Source organism: Candidatus Protochlamydia phocaeensis (assembly GCF_001545115.1).
Classification (GTDB): domain Bacteria; phylum Chlamydiota; class Chlamydiia; order Chlamydiales; family Parachlamydiaceae; genus Protochlamydia_A; species Protochlamydia_A phocaeensis.
In genome coordinates this window covers 111,936-129,869 of record NZ_FCNU01000032.1, presented here as the reverse complement: position 1 = coordinate 129,869, position 17,934 = coordinate 111,936, and the positions used below count along the sequence as shown (strand labels likewise).

General features: G+C 44.7%; 15 protein-coding genes. 7 read left to right on the top strand and 8 right to left on the bottom strand.

From position 1 onward, the window contains the following. Positions 1 to 65 precede the first annotated feature (65 nt). Complete coding sequence (locus BN3769_RS13165) at positions 66 to 569, top strand: hypothetical protein (protein WP_068471294.1); 504 nt, start codon at positions 66 to 68, stop codon at positions 567 to 569. A 41-nt stretch (positions 570 to 610) separates the two neighbouring features. Here BN3769_RS13165 and BN3769_RS13160 read toward each other — a convergent pair whose 3' ends face one another. From BN3769_RS13160 to BN3769_RS13125, 8 genes are all read right to left on the bottom strand, one after another. After that, positions 611 to 1,423 (bottom strand): hypothetical protein, encoded by an 813-nt coding sequence (locus BN3769_RS13160; protein ID WP_068471293.1) that lies wholly within the window; start codon positions 1,421 to 1,423, stop codon positions 611 to 613. A gap of 22 nt (positions 1,424 to 1,445) precedes the next feature. Continuing rightward, the gene (gene murI / locus BN3769_RS13155) at positions 1,446 to 2,279 is read right to left on the bottom strand and encodes a glutamate racemase (RefSeq protein ID WP_068471507.1); all 834 of its coding nucleotides are present in this window, start codon (positions 2,277 to 2,279) and stop codon (positions 1,446 to 1,448) included. 5 nt (positions 2,280 to 2,284) lie between these two features. After that, positions 2,285 to 3,025, bottom strand: a complete 741-nt coding sequence (locus BN3769_RS15095; RefSeq protein ID WP_068471292.1) for a LysM peptidoglycan-binding domain-containing protein — start codon at positions 3,023 to 3,025, stop codon at positions 2,285 to 2,287. Continuing rightward, positions 3,015 to 3,806, bottom strand: a complete 792-nt coding sequence (locus BN3769_RS13145; protein ID WP_068471291.1) for an OmpA family protein — start codon at positions 3,804 to 3,806, stop codon at positions 3,015 to 3,017. The genes BN3769_RS15095 and BN3769_RS13145 overlap by 11 nt, the downstream gene beginning before the upstream one ends. 259 nt (positions 3,807 to 4,065) lie before the next feature. Continuing rightward, complete coding sequence (gene tolB / locus BN3769_RS13140) at positions 4,066 to 5,463, bottom strand: Tol-Pal system protein TolB (RefSeq protein WP_068471290.1); 1,398 nt, start codon at positions 5,461 to 5,463, stop codon at positions 4,066 to 4,068. Positions 5,464 to 5,938: 475 nt separating this feature from the next. Further along, on the bottom strand, positions 5,939 to 7,168 hold the full coding sequence (locus tag BN3769_RS13135; protein WP_068471289.1) for a hypothetical protein: 1,230 nt from the start codon (positions 7,166 to 7,168) through the stop codon (positions 5,939 to 5,941). An 18-nt stretch (positions 7,169 to 7,186) separates the two neighbouring features. Continuing rightward, entirely contained in the window at positions 7,187 to 7,615 is a 429-nt protein-coding gene (locus tag BN3769_RS13130; protein ID WP_068471288.1) for an ExbD/TolR family protein, read from the bottom strand. Between the two features lie 107 nt (positions 7,616 to 7,722). After that, positions 7,723 to 8,496, bottom strand: coding sequence for a MotA/TolQ/ExbB proton channel family protein (locus BN3769_RS13125; RefSeq protein WP_068471287.1), 774 nt, complete (start codon positions 8,494 to 8,496; stop codon positions 7,723 to 7,725). A 387-nt stretch (positions 8,497 to 8,883) separates the two neighbouring features. On the opposite strand from BN3769_RS13125, the gene BN3769_RS13120 reads away from it, so the two are divergent. The 6 genes from BN3769_RS13120 (at position 8,884) to sdhA (ending at position 17,922) form a co-directional block, all read left to right on the top strand. Beyond that, complete coding sequence (locus BN3769_RS13120) at positions 8,884 to 11,139, top strand: protein-disulfide reductase DsbD family protein (protein WP_068471286.1); 2,256 nt, start codon at positions 8,884 to 8,886, stop codon at positions 11,137 to 11,139. Continuing rightward, positions 11,136 to 11,930: a TatD family hydrolase gene (locus BN3769_RS13115; protein ID WP_195155584.1), complete on the top strand. Its 795-nt coding sequence runs from the start codon at positions 11,136 to 11,138 to the stop codon at positions 11,928 to 11,930. The genes BN3769_RS13120 and BN3769_RS13115 overlap by 4 nt, the downstream gene beginning before the upstream one ends. A gap of 315 nt (positions 11,931 to 12,245) precedes the next feature. Further along, positions 12,246 to 12,884 (top strand): hypothetical protein, encoded by a 639-nt coding sequence (locus tag BN3769_RS13110; RefSeq protein WP_068471285.1) that lies wholly within the window; start codon positions 12,246 to 12,248, stop codon positions 12,882 to 12,884. A 272-nt stretch (positions 12,885 to 13,156) separates the two neighbouring features. After that, complete coding sequence (locus BN3769_RS13105) at positions 13,157 to 14,536, top strand: hypothetical protein (RefSeq protein ID WP_154017926.1); 1,380 nt, start codon at positions 13,157 to 13,159, stop codon at positions 14,534 to 14,536. 513 nt (positions 14,537 to 15,049) lie between these two features. Continuing rightward, positions 15,050 to 16,009: a succinate dehydrogenase/fumarate reductase transmembrane subunit gene (locus BN3769_RS13100; RefSeq protein ID WP_068471283.1), complete on the top strand. Its 960-nt coding sequence runs from the start codon at positions 15,050 to 15,052 to the stop codon at positions 16,007 to 16,009. 20 nt (positions 16,010 to 16,029) lie between these two features. Continuing rightward, positions 16,030 to 17,922 (top strand): succinate dehydrogenase flavoprotein subunit, encoded by a 1,893-nt coding sequence (gene sdhA, locus BN3769_RS13095; protein ID WP_068471282.1) that lies wholly within the window; start codon positions 16,030 to 16,032, stop codon positions 17,920 to 17,922. Positions 17,923 to 17,934 lie beyond the last annotated feature (12 nt).

Here is a 17,934-nt window from a genome sequence, read left to right as displayed (position 1 = left end):
TGGATTTATGCACTTTTAAAATTATTATTCAAATAGGAAATGCTGAATAAGGGTGAGGAGGGTACATGGCAGAAAAGCTAAAAAATGGCATCGCGCTTTGCCTGTCCCTCCTCATCGGATTATGGATGGCGGCTTTATCTGCCCAGCAACCGGAGACTGTGAGTTTCGAGCAACTCCTCGATCCGGCCAAACGGGCGGCCTATCAAAATCAATTCATTCAAATAAAGGGATTCCCGTATCAAACGTCTGGCGGACAGTGGATTTTAGCTGCCCAACCTAACTTGAGAAGCTGCTGCATAGGAACGCAAGCCACGATATCCAATCAGCTCTTTCTTAAGATGCCTCTAGCCGATCTGCCTACGCAGCACGCCCTTTTCATCCGCGGTTTATTCAAAGAGGATCCCGTTTACGATCGGGAGGGCAAGCTGATTCAATTATACGTGCTCGACCAAGCAGAGATCGTATCTCATCCCTCTTTTCCCTTTACAGCCCTCTCCATCAGCGGACTCGTCTTGCTCATTGGCCTGCTCTTCTTTTACCGCCGCCATGGGAAGCGGACAGCAGGATAATGACTAACTCAGGTTACTGGATCTCTCTATTGGATGTCGGTTTATAGAGCTAAGATTGAAGCGGGGAGGGGCGTTTCGAGCGGATAGGCTGGACTGAGATAAACGTCTTGAGAATCTTGCAATTGGTAGCAATCCTCGAAAAGGTTGCGCTGGCGGCGCTTAAATTGAATAAGTGCGCGCGCATAATTGTTGAGCCCATGAAGGACGGGATTTCCTTCATAAAGGGTATCTGCATGAATTCTATTGCGTTCATGTACATCCATCAAGTTTTCAAATGGCTGAAAACAAGCAGCGCGTGTCCAAAAACTTTGCGTATCCTGCCAATTCAAGCTTTTCTCAAGCTCGCCGATTCTTTTGCGGATATCGTAAAGCTTATCGGGAAGAAACAGGCCTAAGATTGCACCTGCTAAGCACATGACGGTCAAAGCGATTCCATAAAGAGGCGTGCGAATGATATCAGCGATGTTTCGGACGACATGCCATCCGCTTTCATGAGCCATTTGCTTAAATGACAGGTCCTCCCGGAATCCCTTGTGCAGGGCTTTAAAAGCTTCCAAAGGAATCGAGAGCGGTAATGCCAAGTGATAACCCGTCTTGATTGCCATCCAAACAGGAAAGACTGCGGACAGGCATAGGCATTTCACGCTTATTTTAAATCGGCTGCAATCTAAATAAAGATCGCCATTGGAGGCATCAAAAGCAGCGGCATAGACGTGCTGAAAAACATGCCCCTGCGCCTTCTTTTCGAACCAGTAGCAGATTGCCCGTCCCCAGCGCGAATTTTCCGGTTGAATCAAGCGGTCTTGGATAAAAGGCTGCGCGTCTTTCCACTGCTTAAAATTTAAGTTGGGCATATCCGCTATCTGCTTCCCTCATCTAATGGTAAATAAAGGGAGTGAATTTTTCATGATTAAGCAGCTCGACATGGGGCAAGGCTTGCCCGAATAACTTTTCTCCTAGCTCTTTGAATTTATCGGGATCATCGGAGACATAGTAAGCATGAGAAGGCGAAGAGGCGCGGGACTGCAATTTCTGCGTTTCCAAAATAGAGGCAATTTTTTCTGCACAGGTAGTGGCTGAATCAACCAAGTGAATATGTGCTCCCAATTCTTGCTGGATAAGGGGTTTTAATAAGGGGTAGTGAGTACAGCCAAGCAAAACCGTATCTATCTCTTGCTGATGCAAGCCGCTTAAATATTCTTTGACCAATAATCGCGTGGCCGGATGATCGAGAAAGCGCTCTTCCACCAAGGGAACAAAGAGCGGACAGGCTTGAGAAAAAATGTGTGCGTGCGGTAAAAGGCGCTGAATTTCCGTTTGATAGGCTCTGGATTGGATGGTCCCTTTTGTTCCCAATACGGCAATGCGTTGGTTGCGCGTGACCGAAACCGCCTTTTCTGCGCCGGGTTCGACCACGCCGATAATGGGAATATTAAAAATTTTTCGCAGTTTTGGCAGCGCAAAGGCCGAAGCCGTATTGCAGGCCACTACGAGAAGCTTGACTTGCTTCTCTAAAAGAAAAATGGCATTTTCAATGCTATAGCGAATAATGGTCTCGCGGCTTTTATTCCCATAAGGCACCCGGGCCGTATCGCCAAAATAGACAAGGCTTTCATGCGGCAGAACCCGCATGATCTCTTGCATGACGGTCAATCCGCCCACCCCGGAGTCGAATAGGCCGATCGGATAGGAAGAATCAAGCTCAGGCATGGCCATTAAGGAAGTTTTAGCGTTTGACCAATCATAATACGGTCGGATGACAATTGATTGTAATCCCTTAGCTGCTGGACTGTAACTTTATTGGCCCTAGCGATCTTTTCCAACGTATCGCCTGACTGAACTTTATACGTCCTGCCCGCTTCAGTTGCTTTGGCTGCGATTTCTTGAGCAGCCACTTCTTTGGCTTGCAAGACATCCATCATGGAATGCAAAGCCGCTTCTAGGCTCGACATGTGCTTGTTCTGCGCGTCAATCAGCTGCTCCAGATCGCTGATTTTCTGCTTATATTGTCCCAGTACAGTGACCGAATCATTAGCTTGCGTCTTCATCTGGCGTAAATCGGCAATTAAACCTTTCACAGTCGTATCAAGGGCATCAATTTTGCCTTCCAAAGCGGCTGCTTTGCCTTCCTGATTGATCGAAGCGGCTCTTGTATAGTCTTTATGCGATTGCAGATCATCTGCCATTTGCTGGCGAATTTGATCAAAGGCGATCTCTTGGTTATGCAGCCTTTCTTCAAACATGCGAATCTCTGATTCGTGATTATTCATCTCATGCTTCAAATCGGCGACCGCTGTCTTGAATTGACGGATAAGAGGAGTAATATCCACTTCCTCCATTTGAACGGCAGCAGATCGCGGTTGCGAATTAGAGCGATTAGAGGAAGTCGGAATCGCTCCAAAGCCTAAAAAGGGGAATGCCAGGAGCATTCCCATCAAATACATTTTAGCGTTCATAGATTTTAAACTCTACGCGACGGTTTTTTGCCCAGCCTTCTTCATGGCGTTCTAACACCACGGGACGCTCTTTTCCGTAAGAAATAGTGAAAAGATTGTCAGGATTAACCCCTTCGTTAATGAGCATATTGCGCACAGCATTGCTGCGGCGGGATCCCAGCGCTAAATTATAGGCTTGCGGTCCGCGCTCATCCGTATGGCCTTCAATGAATGCATAGACAGTGGGATGGCTGCGTAGGAAATCAGCAATACTGTGAATGGCTTGCAGATTCGCTTGGCCTTTCACTAAGCTGCTGTCATAGTCAAAATAGATGGGTCTGAAAAGATTCGCCAATTGCGGAATGGTGCTCGGATCTCTAAAATATTCAATTCCCGGAATTGAACTTCCAGGCTCTCCCGGCGCTTCTCTTGGCTGGCGGGCAATGACGTCGGCCATCGCCACTTCATCATTGGCTTGGTCCTGTAAAGGAATAAAGTCAGCAGCGACAGGGACGGATTGTTGAGTAAAGTCGGTGTTGTACATTTGATTGTCTTGATAGTCGCAGTCTTGGAAATTTCCTTCAGGATAGCAAGAATCCTCGTCAATGCATTCAAAGTCGTTTCTGGAGCGAATTTGACGAGAGTCTCCATGCTTGCCTCCGAGAGCTCTGACCCCTCTATTCACATGCCGGCCGGCTGATTTTGTGTCTTCCCAAACGTCTGTACTTGTTCTAGCACAGCTTTGAAAAACGCAAACTGTTCCTAGCAAGGTAATTAAGCGTAAAAATAATTGTATTTTCATAGAATTGTTCCTTAGAGATTAAAAGAACTAAAAGAAATTTGCTGGTGGAAATGCAGTTTAACATAACCCGCCCATATTAGCAAAAAAAATCCAAGAGAGAAATAAAGGATATGCCTCCTGCTTTACTTATAAAAGGAGTGGGTGGTTATTAAGTTACTTATTATCAATTGTTAAGTGTTTTTGAAAGGATAAAGCCATCTTAGATAATTCTTCTTTAACGAATAAGAAGAATTTCCAGAAACTCTTTATCCTTTGCCAGTTATTTGATGCGAGGCTCCCAACTAGGAAAGCGCTTTTCTCCAGGACCAAAGGTCAATCGTTTCGCTTCTGCTTGATTGAGATTGATTAAATATAAATTGCTGTCATTGACATCCGAAGAGTTAAAGACTAGGTGAAGGCTATTGGGCGCCCATGAGGGGTTTTCTTTGTTTCCAGGGCCTTGCGTCAGCTGCCTTTCCTGGTTTGTTTCAAAATCATAAATCCAAATTTGCCTATCGCCTTTAGAGCGGGCGCAATAAGCGATCTTGCTTCCATCCGGCGACCAAGCAGGAGCGGAATTTTCCCGATTTTGTTTGCTGATCAACGTGGCTTTAATGTTTTTTAAGCTTGTGCCGGGTTGTGGAATGGTAATGATATAAATCTTAGGCGATCCGTCTTTATTGGAAACAAAGGCAATGCGCTTGCCATCGGGACTGAAAGTTGGAGAGCCTTGCGTGGCTTGCTTGGCCGAGAAAATTTGCTGAGGCTTGCCTATCGCCCCCGTTTCTGGGCTAAAGGGCTGCAGGAATAGGTCTGGGTTTCCGGTCACATCGCTGATGAAAGCGACCTTATCTCTTTGTTGGGAAACGGCCGGCATGAGCTGGTTTCCTCCTAAATAAGTGAGGCGGTGCCCGACCCCATCTTTTAAATTGGCAACATAGATCTTGGGCTGGCCTAGCTGATAAGAAACGTACAAAAATCCACCGGTTAAATAGCCGGGCTTAGGCGGAATGTAAGCGGGAGTGACGCAGAACGATTTGTCCTGGGTGATTTGCCTTGCGTTGGCTCCATCATAATCGGATTCCCATACCTCTGCAAACGGCTTTTGATTGTTGGAATTAGGACGCTTGATCGTATAAAGGATGCGGGTAGACGCAATGCCTTCCGTTCCAAACAAGGCCTTGTGCATCATGTCTGCAAAGCGGTGGATTAAGCGCCGGTCTTGGCTTAGATCGCCTGTCAAAGGAATCGCTTCCGGCGTTTTAATATTTTGTGCATTCACGTCCAACACTAAAAAGTGGAGGGATTTTCCGCGGATTTGTCCCTTGACAACGTAAAAAATATTTTTCGCCTGCCAATCGTTGAGGGAACCGACACTCTCAAATTCGCCTCCTAGGGCCAGCTGGTCATTTTCTGCTGTGCGCTTGGCCAAGTAGGTTGAGCCGTTGTGGTTCAAGTCAAAGGCCAAGACTTGCTCCAATTGACGGGCATAAACATCCGTTAAGGCTGCTTGGTCAGTGCTCAAAGGAGGAAAATATAAAGGGACAAGGGGACTTTCCGTTTCAAGCCGTACAACGATCGTATCCCCTTCTTCTTGTGCTTGAAGGGGTAGAATCCATGATAAGGCCAGCCAGCCTATCAAATAAAAAGATAAAAATTTAAATCGATCGATATGCATAGGAATCCTCAAAAATGGAATAATTAAAGCCTTTAATTATGGGTTTTAATCCACCCTTGGAGGAGGTATTAAAACCACTAAGATTGGTTTTTGAAAAGAATGGATTTAACATCATCTGCAACCGCCTTAAGCTGCGCCGCTCGCGCGGCTTAAGATGGTTGGTACGTGTTGTCCGTGAATTTCGGCTGCACCTTCACCCACGACTACTGCCCATGCGCCATTCACGTGGCTTGTTTAGTCTAGCAAACTCAGGTTAGCAGGCCTTTTCTTATCTATACCATTCAAATTCGCGTTTTAAGACCCTCTTAGAGGCTTTCTTAAAGCTGCTAATGGCTTAGATTTGAGTTCTTTTCCCTTAGAAGGAAACGTGAGATAGAGGGGCTATATTCACTCTATATGGTCCCTCTGTTTCACGTTTCTTGCTAGGGAGAAAATAATCTCAAATATAGGCTATTATGAGTTTTAAGAAATCCTCTTAGTGGTCGTTATTAAGTGTAATCATAAAGGTATACTGAGACGCCCCTTCGAATTGATTGCCAAAAGAAGGAAACAGCAGAGTGGGCAAAACGCGCTCGATATACTGCTTATTCTTCTGACTTTCGCTGCTCACAATGGCGACTTGCTGGACTTTCCCGGTTTTGCTCAAGGTCAATTTAATCTTGACAGCTCCATAATCAGGCAAGCGCAAGCCTGATTTTAACCGGAAGGCAATCTCGTCTCGATAGCTAATGGCCTGAGCGCTTAGCGCCGCTGAACCCGCCTCTCCTACGGGAAGCGCGTCAATCTGCAGGCTTTCGATGGGCTTGGGGATGGAAGTTTCTTCCAGTTTAACAGAAGAGCCGGCATTAATTTTATCGCGCGTTTCCCCCATTTTTGCAAGGTTTTCCTTCGCTTTGCTAAGAAGTTCTCTCTCTCTCTGGCGAGCCGCCTCTTGGGCTGCTGCTATCTCTTGCTGCCTCTTTTTTTCCGCTTCTTTGGCAGCAGCCTGCTCTTTCTGCCGCTTTTTCTCAGCTTCTTCAGCAGCGGCCGATTTATTGGCCTCCGTTTTTTTATTGGCTTCCGTTTTGGCCGGCTTTTTGGCTTCTTGTTCAGCAGCCGGCTTTTTGGCAGGAAGCGGAGTGGCCGGTTTCTTGGCAGTTGCTGGCTTTTTGGGTTCTGCCGGCGCTTCTTTGGGTGCTGGCTTGACTATTTTTTTTGCAGCAGGCGGATTTTGTTTTTTCTCTTCCGCTTTGGGAGCAGGAGGCGGGGCCTCTTGCGGTTTTACTTCTTTGCTTTCAGATGGAGCGGGTTCAGAAGAGGGGGGCGTAGGCTCCGGTATCGGTTCTGGTGTAGGCATAAGAGAAGGAGGGGGTAAGGGGGGGGCTTCTCTTGGCAAGGGAATAAGGGGAACAAAGGGAGGTGTCTCTAAGCTCAATTCTTTCTCCACTTCTTCGGCCTTCTTTGTTTCTTGCGGAGGAGGGGAAGCAGGCGTAGGCATTTGCGCCACAGCGGCCATCAAAACGGGTTGCAAAGAAGGGGTCAGTTGAACCGTTGTGACAATGACTCTTGCGCGGGCCTCTTTATGAGGAGAGGCATCAGGCCAGGAGAGGCCAAGCCATAGGCCGAACAAATGGCAGGCAATCACAAATAAGGCGATAAAGAGCCAAGAAGGATCTTTAGTCTTTTGCAAATCCAAAAAAGAAGGGGAAGAAAGAGGGCCTTGCATGCTTGTTTCTCATTTGCCTTATGCCGGTTTCAAAATAATTTCCAACTGCGCAAATCCCGCTTCCTCTGCTGCATTCTTAACAGACTGATAAGTGCCGAATTGCGCACGCCTATCGTGAAAAACTTGCGGATTGATCTTTGGAAACTGCTGTTTGGCCAACTTGAGCTGCTCCCTTAATTGCGCGAGGCTGACAAGCTGATTATTGAACCAAATCGTATTATCCGGGTGAACGTGAATGGTAATGGGACTACTCTCTTGCACTGACTGAGAAGTCTGCAAAGGCATATGCGGGGCGTCGGCTAATTCGACTTGATCCAGCTCAAGCAAAGGAGCAATGACAATAAACATAATCAAAATGACAAAAACCACGTCAATCAAAGGAGTTAAATTGACGGTGGGTTCATCCGGCGTTTGAAAAGAGGAAAACGAAAAGCGGCTTCTTGTCATTGCTTTTTTCTCGCTTAAATTACAAAGAGTTAATCGACTAGACGCGAGTGAAAAATTCTTGTCCTAATTTAGCACTAAATTAGTTTTAGTGCTAATTTTTAGTGGTGTTATCCATCCACTTTGCGATACTGCAGCTCGACGGCGGCTAAAATATCGTTGGAGAATCCTTCCATATCCATAGCGAAATCGCGAATGGTATTTTTCAAATAATTATAGCCAATTAAAGCGGGAATGGCGTCAATTAATCCTAAAACAGTGGTCGCTAAAGCCAATGAAAGGCCGCTCAATACCATTTGGTGGGTTCCTCCTCCAGCTTGATGGGCTTGAAGTTCGGAAAAAGTCGTCAGAATTCCCCATACGGTTCCTAGCAAGCCTAAGAAGGGGGCTAAGCTGACAGTTGTGGATAAAATATAAAGGTTTTTTTCTAGATATTTGACTTGGGAGGCCATCTGAGTCGATAAATGGGAGGCGACAAAATCAATATCGCTTAAATTCAAATAGCCGGTCGGATTCTGTCCGTTAGGCGTTGGAGTAGCCGGGGAAGATTGAAGCGTGCTAAAATGACGATTTTTAGCCAGCACGTCTAGAGATTGTTTTTTCAGTACTTTGTAAAGATCTAAAAAGGGATTGAGAATTTTCTTTTTATTGATATTTTCGCAGTCAAGGCTTAAAGGATTGAGGCGCTGCAGTTGAAAGGCTTCATAAAAACGAAAGGCATTTTTCCTAGCTTGATAAGTTAGCCAAATCTTATGAAGTAATACAATCCAACTACAAATGGACAAGGCATAAAGGGCTAAAAAAATAAATTTGCCGAGAACATCTGATTGAGTATACGCTTCAAAGAAAGGATTACTAGCTAGTATATTATGGTTTACATACATTTATAATTCCTTTATCATTCCTATGAATTTACTTGATTGTAAATTAAAAATTTATTATTGTAGTTGTCTTGTTTGTTTAAAATTTGATAACCGATAAGAATCTATATTGTCAAGAATGACTAATATAAAAGAGTAAATTACTGATGACTCTCTGCTTAATACGGGGATTTTAAAAGCTAGTATTGAAATCTGACATCTATTTTTGTTCGAAACCTTCTCCTCTTTGGATCATTTTGATTCAAAATGAGAAAAAAGAGAGGAAAATTTGGGATTAAAAGAGTACTTTAAAGACAGCGCGTTCTAGTTTTTTAGAATTCTCCATGAGTAGACACTTCATCCTTATTTAAAAGGCTCAGTGATGAGCCGTATAAAGTTAGGAGTTGCTTAATGTTAGCTTATTTCCGTTTCTTATTACTGTTAATAGGGTTGGCTTTGCCCTTACAGACTTTTGCAAGTTTTGGCGGGCCTGCTCACGTAAAAGTTCAACTTATTCAGGAAGAAGAAACGATTCAGCCCGGTCAGCCCTTTTGGGTCGCTGTTCGTCTCGATATTGAGGATGACTGGCATGTGTACTGGAAAAATCCAGGAGATGCAGGCATGCCTCTTAAAATGGAATGGAAGCTTCCTCCCGGATTTGAGGCCAGTCCTCTTCAGTGGCCCTTTCCTGAAAAATTTACCGTTGCCGACATGGTGGGATTTGGCTATAAGGGCGAAGTTGTCTTGCTCAGTTCGATCACGCCTCCCCTGGATCTTCCTGTTGGTTCAACTATGCAGCTCGATGCGCAAGTAAAATGGCTTGTTTGCTCGGCCTTGACCTGCCAGCCAGGATCCGCTCCTGTGTCTTTGCCTGTTAAAATAGCGGCACATTTGCCTCAAGCGAAGCCTGAAGTGGCAGAGTTATTTGAAAAGGCGCGGGCTAAAATGCCGAAAGCCCATGCAGAAGTGCAAACAGTGCGCAAAGAGGGCATTGTTCAATTAGAGGTTCCACATGATGAGCATCATGCCTCATCCAATACGATCACAGGCGTTTATTTCTTTCCCGAGCAGAAAGATGTGATCGATCATTCGGTCGATCCGACGGTAGCCGTTAGTGCGAAGGAAAAAAATCGCTATTTTGTCAATCTAAAGGGAAGCGATGAGATTGGGGCAAAGAGCCAGATTTTAAAAGGCGTTTTAGTCGTGCATACTCAAGAAGGCGTGCATGAGAATGTCCAGGCTTTTGACATTGACAGTCCAATTCAAGAGGCGGGTGAAGGGCATTTGCTTAGCTGGCTGGACCATTCAGAGAAACCGTCGGTGTCCTCTCCTGTTATCATCGGCAACGGATCGATTGTTTCTACGGCTCAATTTTCGTTTGAAGGCGGATTGGGATTGGCCCTTTTATTTGCTTTTTTAGGCGGCATGCTCCTCAATTTAATGCCTTGCGTCTTGCCGGTCATGTCTTTCAAAATCATGAGCTTTGTCAAAATGGCTGGCCAAAGCCGCAAACTGACCATCAAGCATGGACTGCTATTTTCATTGGGCGTCCTCATTTCTTTTTGGATTTTAGCTTCCGTCATGTTGATGTTGAGAGCGTACGGACAAGCAGTCGGCTGGGGATTCCAATTGCAAGAACCCCTCTTTGTGGTCATTTTGGCTTCCATTCTTTTCATTTTCTCTTTAAGCCTGTTTGGCGTGTTTGAATGGGGAGTCTTCTTTGCTTCTTGGGTAGGGCAGACAGAGGCCGAAACGGTTCATAAGCAATCGGGGAATACAGGCTCTTTCTTTAGTGGAGTTTTGGCAACCGCTGTCGCAACGCCTTGCACGGGCCCTTTTTTGGGATCGGCTGTTGGCTTTGCCTTTACCTTGCCCGTTTTTCAGGCATTATTGATTTTTACCTCCCTGGGCTTAGGGATGTGCTTTCCCTATCTTCTCCTCGCCGCTTTTCCTTCTTTCCTGCGTTTTGTTCCCAAACCGGGAGCCTGGATGGAGATATTCAAACAGTTGATGGGATTTATTCTTTTGGCAACCGTTCTTTGGCTCATGTGGGTCTTTAGCGCGCAAACCAATACGTTTTCGCTCATTTGCCTTCTCGCCGGTTTCCTCTGCTTTGCCATCGGAGCCTGGATTTATGGCCAAGGGTGCAGTCCTGTAATCAGTTCCAAAAAACGCCTGCTGGCTTATGCCTTTGTCGGCCTTTTTGTCGTTGCAGGATGCCAAGCGATCCTGTTTCCTCGCGAGTCTTGGTATAAAGAAGAGACGCTTGCTAATCATCACAAGGGAGGAGAGTGGGATGGCTGGGAGAGCTTCTCGCCCGAGCGCGTGGCTGAGCTGCGAAAACAAGGCAAACCCATCCTCATTGACTTTACAGCTAAATGGTGTTTGATTTGCCAAGCCAACCATTTTGTCCTGTCTTCCGCCGAAGTGGAAAAAAGCTTGGCCGAAGCCGGAGTGGTCAAGCTCAAAGCCGATTGGACGAAAAATGATCCGGTCATTACCGAAGAATTGAGCAAATTCGGCCGCAATAGCGTACCGCTTTATGTCCTTTATGGTAAAGACGAGCAAAGCGATCCCCTTATTCTGCCTCAAGTCTTAACGCCGGAAGTTGTTCTTCAGCACTTAGATGTGGCGCTAGGATCCGATGAGGAGATTGCATTAAAGTGACGGGCGCAGCGTTTTCCTTGATAGATTCGCATGCCCATTTGACCCATACCGGCGTGTTTGAGCACGTGGAAGACGTATTGGACCGTGCCAAGCAGGCGCATGTCCAGTCTATTGTCAATATTTGTACGGATTTGGTGACTTTAGAAAGAGGGTTGGCGCTTTCCAAGCGCTATCCTTGGATCTATCAAGCAGCCTCTACAACCCCGCATGACGTGGAAAAAGAAGGCGAATCGGTTTTTGACGCGATTGCCGCTTATGCAAGAAGCGGCCAGCTGAAGGCGATTGGAGAGACAGGCCTTGATTATTATTACGAGCACTCCTCCCGCCCTATTCAGCAAGATTTTCTGCGCCGCTACCTGCGCTTAGCATTGGAGTGCCGCCTTCCCGTTGTCATCCATTGCCGCGAGGCCTTTGCCGATTTCTTTGAAATCTTAGATGCCGAGTATCAAATGAACCAGCGCCATGCTCCAGGCGTGCTTCACTGCTTTACGGGGACGATTGCCGAGGCCGAAGAAGTTCTCAAAAGAGGGTGGATGCTATCTTTGAGCGGAATTGTGACCTTTAAAAAAAGCATCGAGCTTCAGCAAATCGCCAAAGAGGTTCCCCTTTCTCAGCTGCTCATCGAGACGGATACGCCTTATCTTGCCCCCCAAAAATACAGAGGCAAACCCAATGAGCCGGCCTTTTTAATAGAGACCGCTGCCTTTATCGCCTCTTTAAAAGGCCTTTCCATCGAAGAGGTTGCCCAAGCGACAACCCAGAACGCGCGTCTGCTATTCCAGCTGCCTTAACGGTTTTTGAAAAGAACGGATTTAACATCATCTGCAACCGCCTTAAGCTGCGCCACTCACGTGGCTTAAACGGTTGTCCGTATTGTCCGCAGATTCCGGTTGCGCCTTTATCCACGGTGACTGCCCTGCGCCATTCACAGGTTTGCTTAGTCTAACAAGCCTTTTTCTTATGCCAGTCAAATTTGAATTCCCATACATCCCTAAAAAATTGAATAAACTGTTTATATTTAATTAATTAAACAGTGATTTTTAATTAATTATGTGTATAATATTTAGTGTTAACTAAATAATATTATTGAAATAAAAGAGGAAATAATGAGTGCAATAAGTTTTTTAACGCTTCCCAATGAAATTATCGCCTATATCGCTCTAATGGGAGATAGGAAGACATTGATCGCGTTATCTTCATCGGATAAGCTAACAAAATTAGCTTTAGATCATATATGGAAGAGCTTAGTCTTACAAGAATTTCCAGATGAATATAAAAAAATTACAGATGAAAAACCCTCGAGATTTAAAAAATTGAAGGAAAAATTTTTACCTTCTAACAAAAGCTTCACTTGGAAACAAAGATATAGTGAGGCGAACTATCAAAATTATTTATCTTCTTTTAAAACAGAATTGAAACCTATCTCTGCTCTTCAAGTAGATCCCGCTGCCACATTCGCTCATATACAATTAAGCCTTTTACAATCAGATGGCGCTTTTGCCAATTATATTCAATTCAATCCAAGGATGTTGCTTCGCTCTTACCTTAACGTGATAAACGAGGTTAAAGGCATGGGATGCCGCTTTATTCACTTTAATGCGAAAGGAGAAGTTTCCGAGATACAAGACGATTATAATCCTGCTTTTGGAATGCCCTCAGGAGTGGCTATTGTGAAAGGTGAAGAAAAGAAGATTAAAGCAAAATTAAAAATCATGTGCCCGCTTCCTGCTAACGCCAAAAATTAGATGCTTGTTCATTAATAACCTGAATTGAATCTTTTAAACAAACTTCATAGCAGTGCAACCGCACTGCTTTTTTTTAATTCCCATTTTTATGATTTATTTTTATTAACAATAAAGTTTTAAGTTTGTTGCTAAATTGATAATTTACTATTTATTTGTATTTTCTTAATTTGATTTAATTGATTTTTTATTTATTTTTTTATGTTTGTTTAATTTTTATTATAGAAATGTAAATTATAATGGTTTTTTATTTAATAATTTACATTTGGTTTATCATGTTTTCATCATCAATTAATTTGGATCAAGCAAGAACAATTTTACATGGTTTTAAAGATCTCGTGCATGTAGAAAGCACTCCTTCCGATCTTTATTTAGCAAGTCATACGGTTGCCGTTGTCCCTTCTTCTACGCGTTCAAGTATGCAGAAAGTCTCGGATTACTTATCGACTTGGAGCGGATGGACGCAAGATTTAAGCTATTTGCCTACCTTGACAAATAAAGTAAAAATTTTCGTCCAAAATGCTTTTGAAGGCAGGCAAAACATTGATTTAAAGGAGAATGAAATCCAAGAAGCCATTCAAGGGCTAGGCATTTTATGGAATAGCCGGGGAAATAAGACAAGAGAATTTGACTTTATTGAACAAGCGATTCAAGATCTTTTATCTGTTATGCAGCAGATTGAAAAAAACAAAGGGGATGACATTACCCAAGAGCCTTCTAAAGAAAAGGGCATTCTCCCGAAAGAAACATCTCCTTCAGATAATTGGTGGATCAGCATGTCTTCTATTACAAGCATGATGTATGGAGTTCCCGCACAGCTCTATTCTAGTTTATCCAATGCTTCCGCTCAACCGACGAGCTTATCTAGTGAGGTAAAGGAAGAGGAATGTAAAGAGGATGAAGATCAGTGGGTGCTGATCGATTCTCCCTCTGCTTCTATTACAGAGTTTTCTCCTGACGTCTCTTATAAGGAGTTGGTTAATCGATTAGGCCATTTTCTTCATTCTCGGGAGGAAGACAATACGCCTGCTTTGCATAAGCAATTGAGAATGCTTTTAGTGGATCCGACATTATTAGAGACAAAGGCATACAAACTGGAAGATTCAGAGGAGACGCTTTCTATTCCTTCTCAATTCTATGTCGACTGTTCTCGCTTTAATAGCCTGACCGTTAATAACAAGCTTTTGCACTCTCTCCATGGAGAAAAATTATCTCGAGAGAAAATTTCACAACTTTTAATCAAAGAAATGGGGCAAAAGGTTTTTGAGAGAATAGGGGCGTTAGTCCATCAGTCATTAGTCGCCCAGCAGGTCGTCGATTGGAGTTTAAACAATTGGCCGGAAGAGTGGATAGGACGATTATATATAGCGCAGGCGAAGGGCTTTGATTTTACTATCCGTACGCTTGAAGATTCAATCGAGATTGATGCCAGCATTCCATTGGCCATTAAAAATTCCCAAGATCAAGACGAGCACATGCATCCAAAGTCCATTGGTTATTTTATGTTGCAGCGCCGCCTCTCTTTACCCAAAAAAGAGCTAGAAGAAAGTTTGGAAGAGCTTGAGCCTGCTTGCCAAGTTCCCCATGCCAAAGTGACACAAAGGCTCTCTGATTTATATCCTACCTTAGAGGAGGCCTTAAATAGTTCAAATTGAGAGGATAAGAGAGGGTAATCATTTCTAAGAGGATTTTTAAAACTGCTAATGGCCCAGCTAGATTCGAATTCTTTTCCCTAGAAACTCAGGTTAGAAGGAAATAATCTCAAATCTAGGTGATTAGCAGTTTTAAGAAACGCTCTAAGCTATTTGATATATTTTTCTTGCAATCCTTGGATTTTAAAATAAAAACTGATAATAATGCAGGACATTTAGGCTGTGTTTCAAAGTTCTCATTGCCTGCATCGCTTTGCATTCGCTTATCGTCATTACAATGCGTTTTCTAGGGATATGGCATGAAGAGGGACTTAGAGGTGGATTAAAATCCATAATAATCGATATTTGAGGTTATTTCTTCCTAGGGGAAAAGAACTCGAATCTAGGCCATTGGCGGTTAATACGCCCTCTTATAACCTTGTAAACACCCTCCTCTTAGACGAATCGAGACAATGAATTTCTCTCTTAAATCGCCAAGAGGCTGTAAAGCCGAAGACAAGCAACCAAGAGATATTCATGGCTTATACCTATCCAGCCCCGCCTATTCCCCGGGCGTTTATTTGGCGCCGTGCGCATTCTTTGACGGGCATATGGCTTGTTCTGTTTTTGATCGAACATTTGTTAACGAATTCGCAAGCGGCTCTTTTCATCGGAGATGATGGAAACGGTTTTGTCAGTGCGGTTAACTCGTTAAAAGCGCTTCCTTATCTTCCAGTCATTGAAATCTTTCTTTTAGGTGTTCCCTTTCTCGTCCATGGGATTTGGGGGGTGCGCTACTTATGGACGGCTAAATATAACGCTTTTCCAACCGACGGCTCTTCTCCTTCTCTTCCGCAATATTCTCGCAACCAGGCTTATACTTGGCAGCGCTTGACGTCTTGGATTTTATTGATCGGCATTTTGGCCCACGTCATCCACATGCGCTTTATTGAGTATCCCACATCTGCTCAATTGGGAAGCCAGCATTTATATATTGTCCGCCTCAGCGTAGATAATGGATTGTATACGCTAGGGGATCGCTTGGGATTTGATTTGTACACGGCTTCTAAAGTTCAACATCTCAAAGCTGCTATCTCCCGTCAAGATGTCCCTCACTTTGAACCAGGCTCGCCAGAGCAACTCGTTGCCGATCAAAAGCGCCGAGAAGAGCTGGCATGGGTAACTGCCATGGACAAATGGCAGTTGGGCGCTCATGAAGTTCTGGCTGTTTCCAAATCATTCGGCGTGGCCGAGCTGCTGATGGTGCGCGATACCTTTAAGAACCCTGTTATGATTCTGCTTTATACGGGCTTGGTTTTGGCGGCTTGCTTTCATGCTTTTAATGGACTATGGACGGCAATGTTTAAATGGGGAGTGACTCTTACAGCCGCTTCTCAAAACCTAATGCGGGCATTTGCTACCGGTTTAATGGTCATCATTACCTTTTTGGGTCTTGCAGCGATTTGGGGAACGTATTGGCTTAATCTAGCGCATTAAAGGAATAGGAATACAGAAATATGGCGCATAAACATAAAGAAGTGATTGTTGTCGGAGGAGGGCTTGCAGGGTTGTCTGCAACAATGAAGCTGGCGGAAAATGGCTGCAAAGTCAAACTTGTTTCGGTTACAAAAGTGAAGCGCTCTCATTCTGTGTGCGCCCAAGGAGGCATCAATGCCGCCATCAATTTAAAAGGCGAAGAAGATTCTCCTCTCATTCATGCGTATGACACCATAAAAGGGGGGGATTTTTTGGCCAATCAGCCTCCTGTTTTGGAAATGTGCTTGGCAGCTCCGGGAATTATTCACTTAATGGACCGGCTAGGATGCACATTTAATCGCACTCCCGAAGGAAATTTGGATTTTAGGCGTTTTGGGGGCACGCTTTATCATCGAACGGCTTTTTGCGGCGCTTCCACCGGCCAGCAGCTTCTCTATTCTTTGGATGAGCAAGTGCGCAAATACGAGACATTGGGGTGCGTAGAAAAATTCGAATCGCACGAATTCATGCGCTTAATTCTAGATGAGCAGGGAATTTCGCGCGGCATTGTCATTATGGATCTCTTCAACATGAAGTTGGAGGTATTGAAAGCCGATGCGGTTGTCATGGCAACCGGAGGAATTGGCATGATTTTCAAAAAATCGACCAATTCAACTTTTTGCACAGGCGCGGCTAATGGACGCCTCTTTAAGCAGGGGATGATATACGCCAACGGGGAATTTATTCAAATTCACCCGACGGCTATTCCAGGACATGATAAATTGCGGCTCATGTCTGAGTCGGCCCGCGGAGAGGGGGGACGCATTTGGGTATACGGCGACTCTTCCAAGACCATCCAGACGCCGGACGGCAGGCAAATCCCTTGCGGCGTTACAGGCGAGCCTTGGTATTTTCTAGAGGACATGTATCCGGCTTTGGGAAATTTGATTCCAAGGGATATCGGATCGCGCGAAGTCCTGCGCGTGTGCGAAATGGGATTGGGGATAGATGGCGGAATGCAGGTGTACTTGGATGTCAGCCATTTATCCGAAGAAAAGAAGGAAAAGCTCCAGGCAATTTTAGAAATTTATCAAAAATTTACGGGAGAAGACCCGCGCAAAGTTCCCATGAAGATCTTTCCGGCCATGCACTATAGCATGGGAGGCGCGTGGGTGGATTGGCCTGCAGCTGATGCGCCGGACCGCTTTGAGCGTTATCGGCAAATGACAAATCTGCGCGGATGTTTCAATATAGGCGAGTCGGACTATCAATACCATGGAGCAAACCGCTTAGGAGCAAATTCCCTTTTGTCCTGCATCTTTAGCGGGCTGGTTGCCGGCCAAGAAGTTCCCCGTTATTTAGATAATTTGAATTCCAGCCATCACAATGTTCCCGAAAGAGTTTTCGAGCATGCCTTGCAAATCGAAGAAGACCTCAAAAAAGACTTGCTTTCGCGCCAAGGTCCAGAAAACATTTATCGCTTGCATGATGAGCTTGGCGAAATCATGGTCAATGATGTGACAGTTAAGCGCAACAATGCCGATTTGCAAAAAGCCCTCAATAAAATAAAAGAAATCAGGGAACGCTATCGGCATATTTCGTTGGATGACCAGAGCCAGTTTGCCAATCAAACCTATGCCTTTGCCAATCAATTCGGCCCGATGCTTGAGCTAGCCATGGTCATTACAAAAGGGGCATTGCTGCGCAATGAATCGCGTGGAGCGCATTATAAGCCGGAATTTCCCGAACGTGATGACGAAAACTGGCTGAAGACGACGCTGGCGACCTATAACCGCAGTTTGGACGAGCCTATCATTACCTACGAACCGATCAATTTACGGCACCTTAAGCCAATATTGCGCGATTATGCGCATACGAAGAAAGTTAAGCCAACGTTAGAAAATGTCCCGAACAATATTGTTCTGCCCATTTAAACCAAGGGATGC

Coding starts and splice junctions, on each gene's coding strand:
- BN3769_RS13165 (WP_068471294.1), top strand. CDS start 66: ATGGCAGAAAAGCTAAAAAATGGCATCGCGCTTTGCCTGTCCCTCCTC.
- BN3769_RS13160 (WP_068471293.1), bottom strand. CDS start 1,423: ATGCCCAACTTAAATTTTAAGCAGTGGAAAGACGCGCAGCCTTTTATC.
- murI (WP_068471507.1), bottom strand. CDS start 2,279: ATGCCTGAGCTTGATTCTTCCTATCCGATCGGCCTATTCGACTCCGGG.
- BN3769_RS15095 (WP_068471292.1), bottom strand. CDS start 3,025: ATGAACGCTAAAATGTATTTGATGGGAATGCTCCTGGCATTCCCCTTT.
- BN3769_RS13145 (WP_068471291.1), bottom strand. CDS start 3,806: ATGAAAATACAATTATTTTTACGCTTAATTACCTTGCTAGGAACAGTT.
- tolB (WP_068471290.1), bottom strand. CDS start 5,463: ATGCATATCGATCGATTTAAATTTTTATCTTTTTATTTGATAGGCTGG.
- BN3769_RS13135 (WP_068471289.1), bottom strand. CDS start 7,168: ATGCAAGGCCCTCTTTCTTCCCCTTCTTTTTTGGATTTGCAAAAGACT.
- BN3769_RS13130 (WP_068471288.1), bottom strand. CDS start 7,615: ATGACAAGAAGCCGCTTTTCGTTTTCCTCTTTTCAAACGCCGGATGAA.
- BN3769_RS13125 (WP_068471287.1), bottom strand. CDS start 8,496: ATGTATGTAAACCATAATATACTAGCTAGTAATCCTTTCTTTGAAGCG.
- BN3769_RS13120 (WP_068471286.1), top strand. CDS start 8,884: ATGTTAGCTTATTTCCGTTTCTTATTACTGTTAATAGGGTTGGCTTTG.
- BN3769_RS13110 (WP_068471285.1), top strand. CDS start 12,246: ATGAGTGCAATAAGTTTTTTAACGCTTCCCAATGAAATTATCGCCTAT.
- BN3769_RS13105 (WP_154017926.1), top strand. CDS start 13,157: ATGTTTTCATCATCAATTAATTTGGATCAAGCAAGAACAATTTTACAT.
- BN3769_RS13100 (WP_068471283.1), top strand. CDS start 15,050: ATGGCTTATACCTATCCAGCCCCGCCTATTCCCCGGGCGTTTATTTGG.
- sdhA (WP_068471282.1), top strand. CDS start 16,030: ATGGCGCATAAACATAAAGAAGTGATTGTTGTCGGAGGAGGGCTTGCA.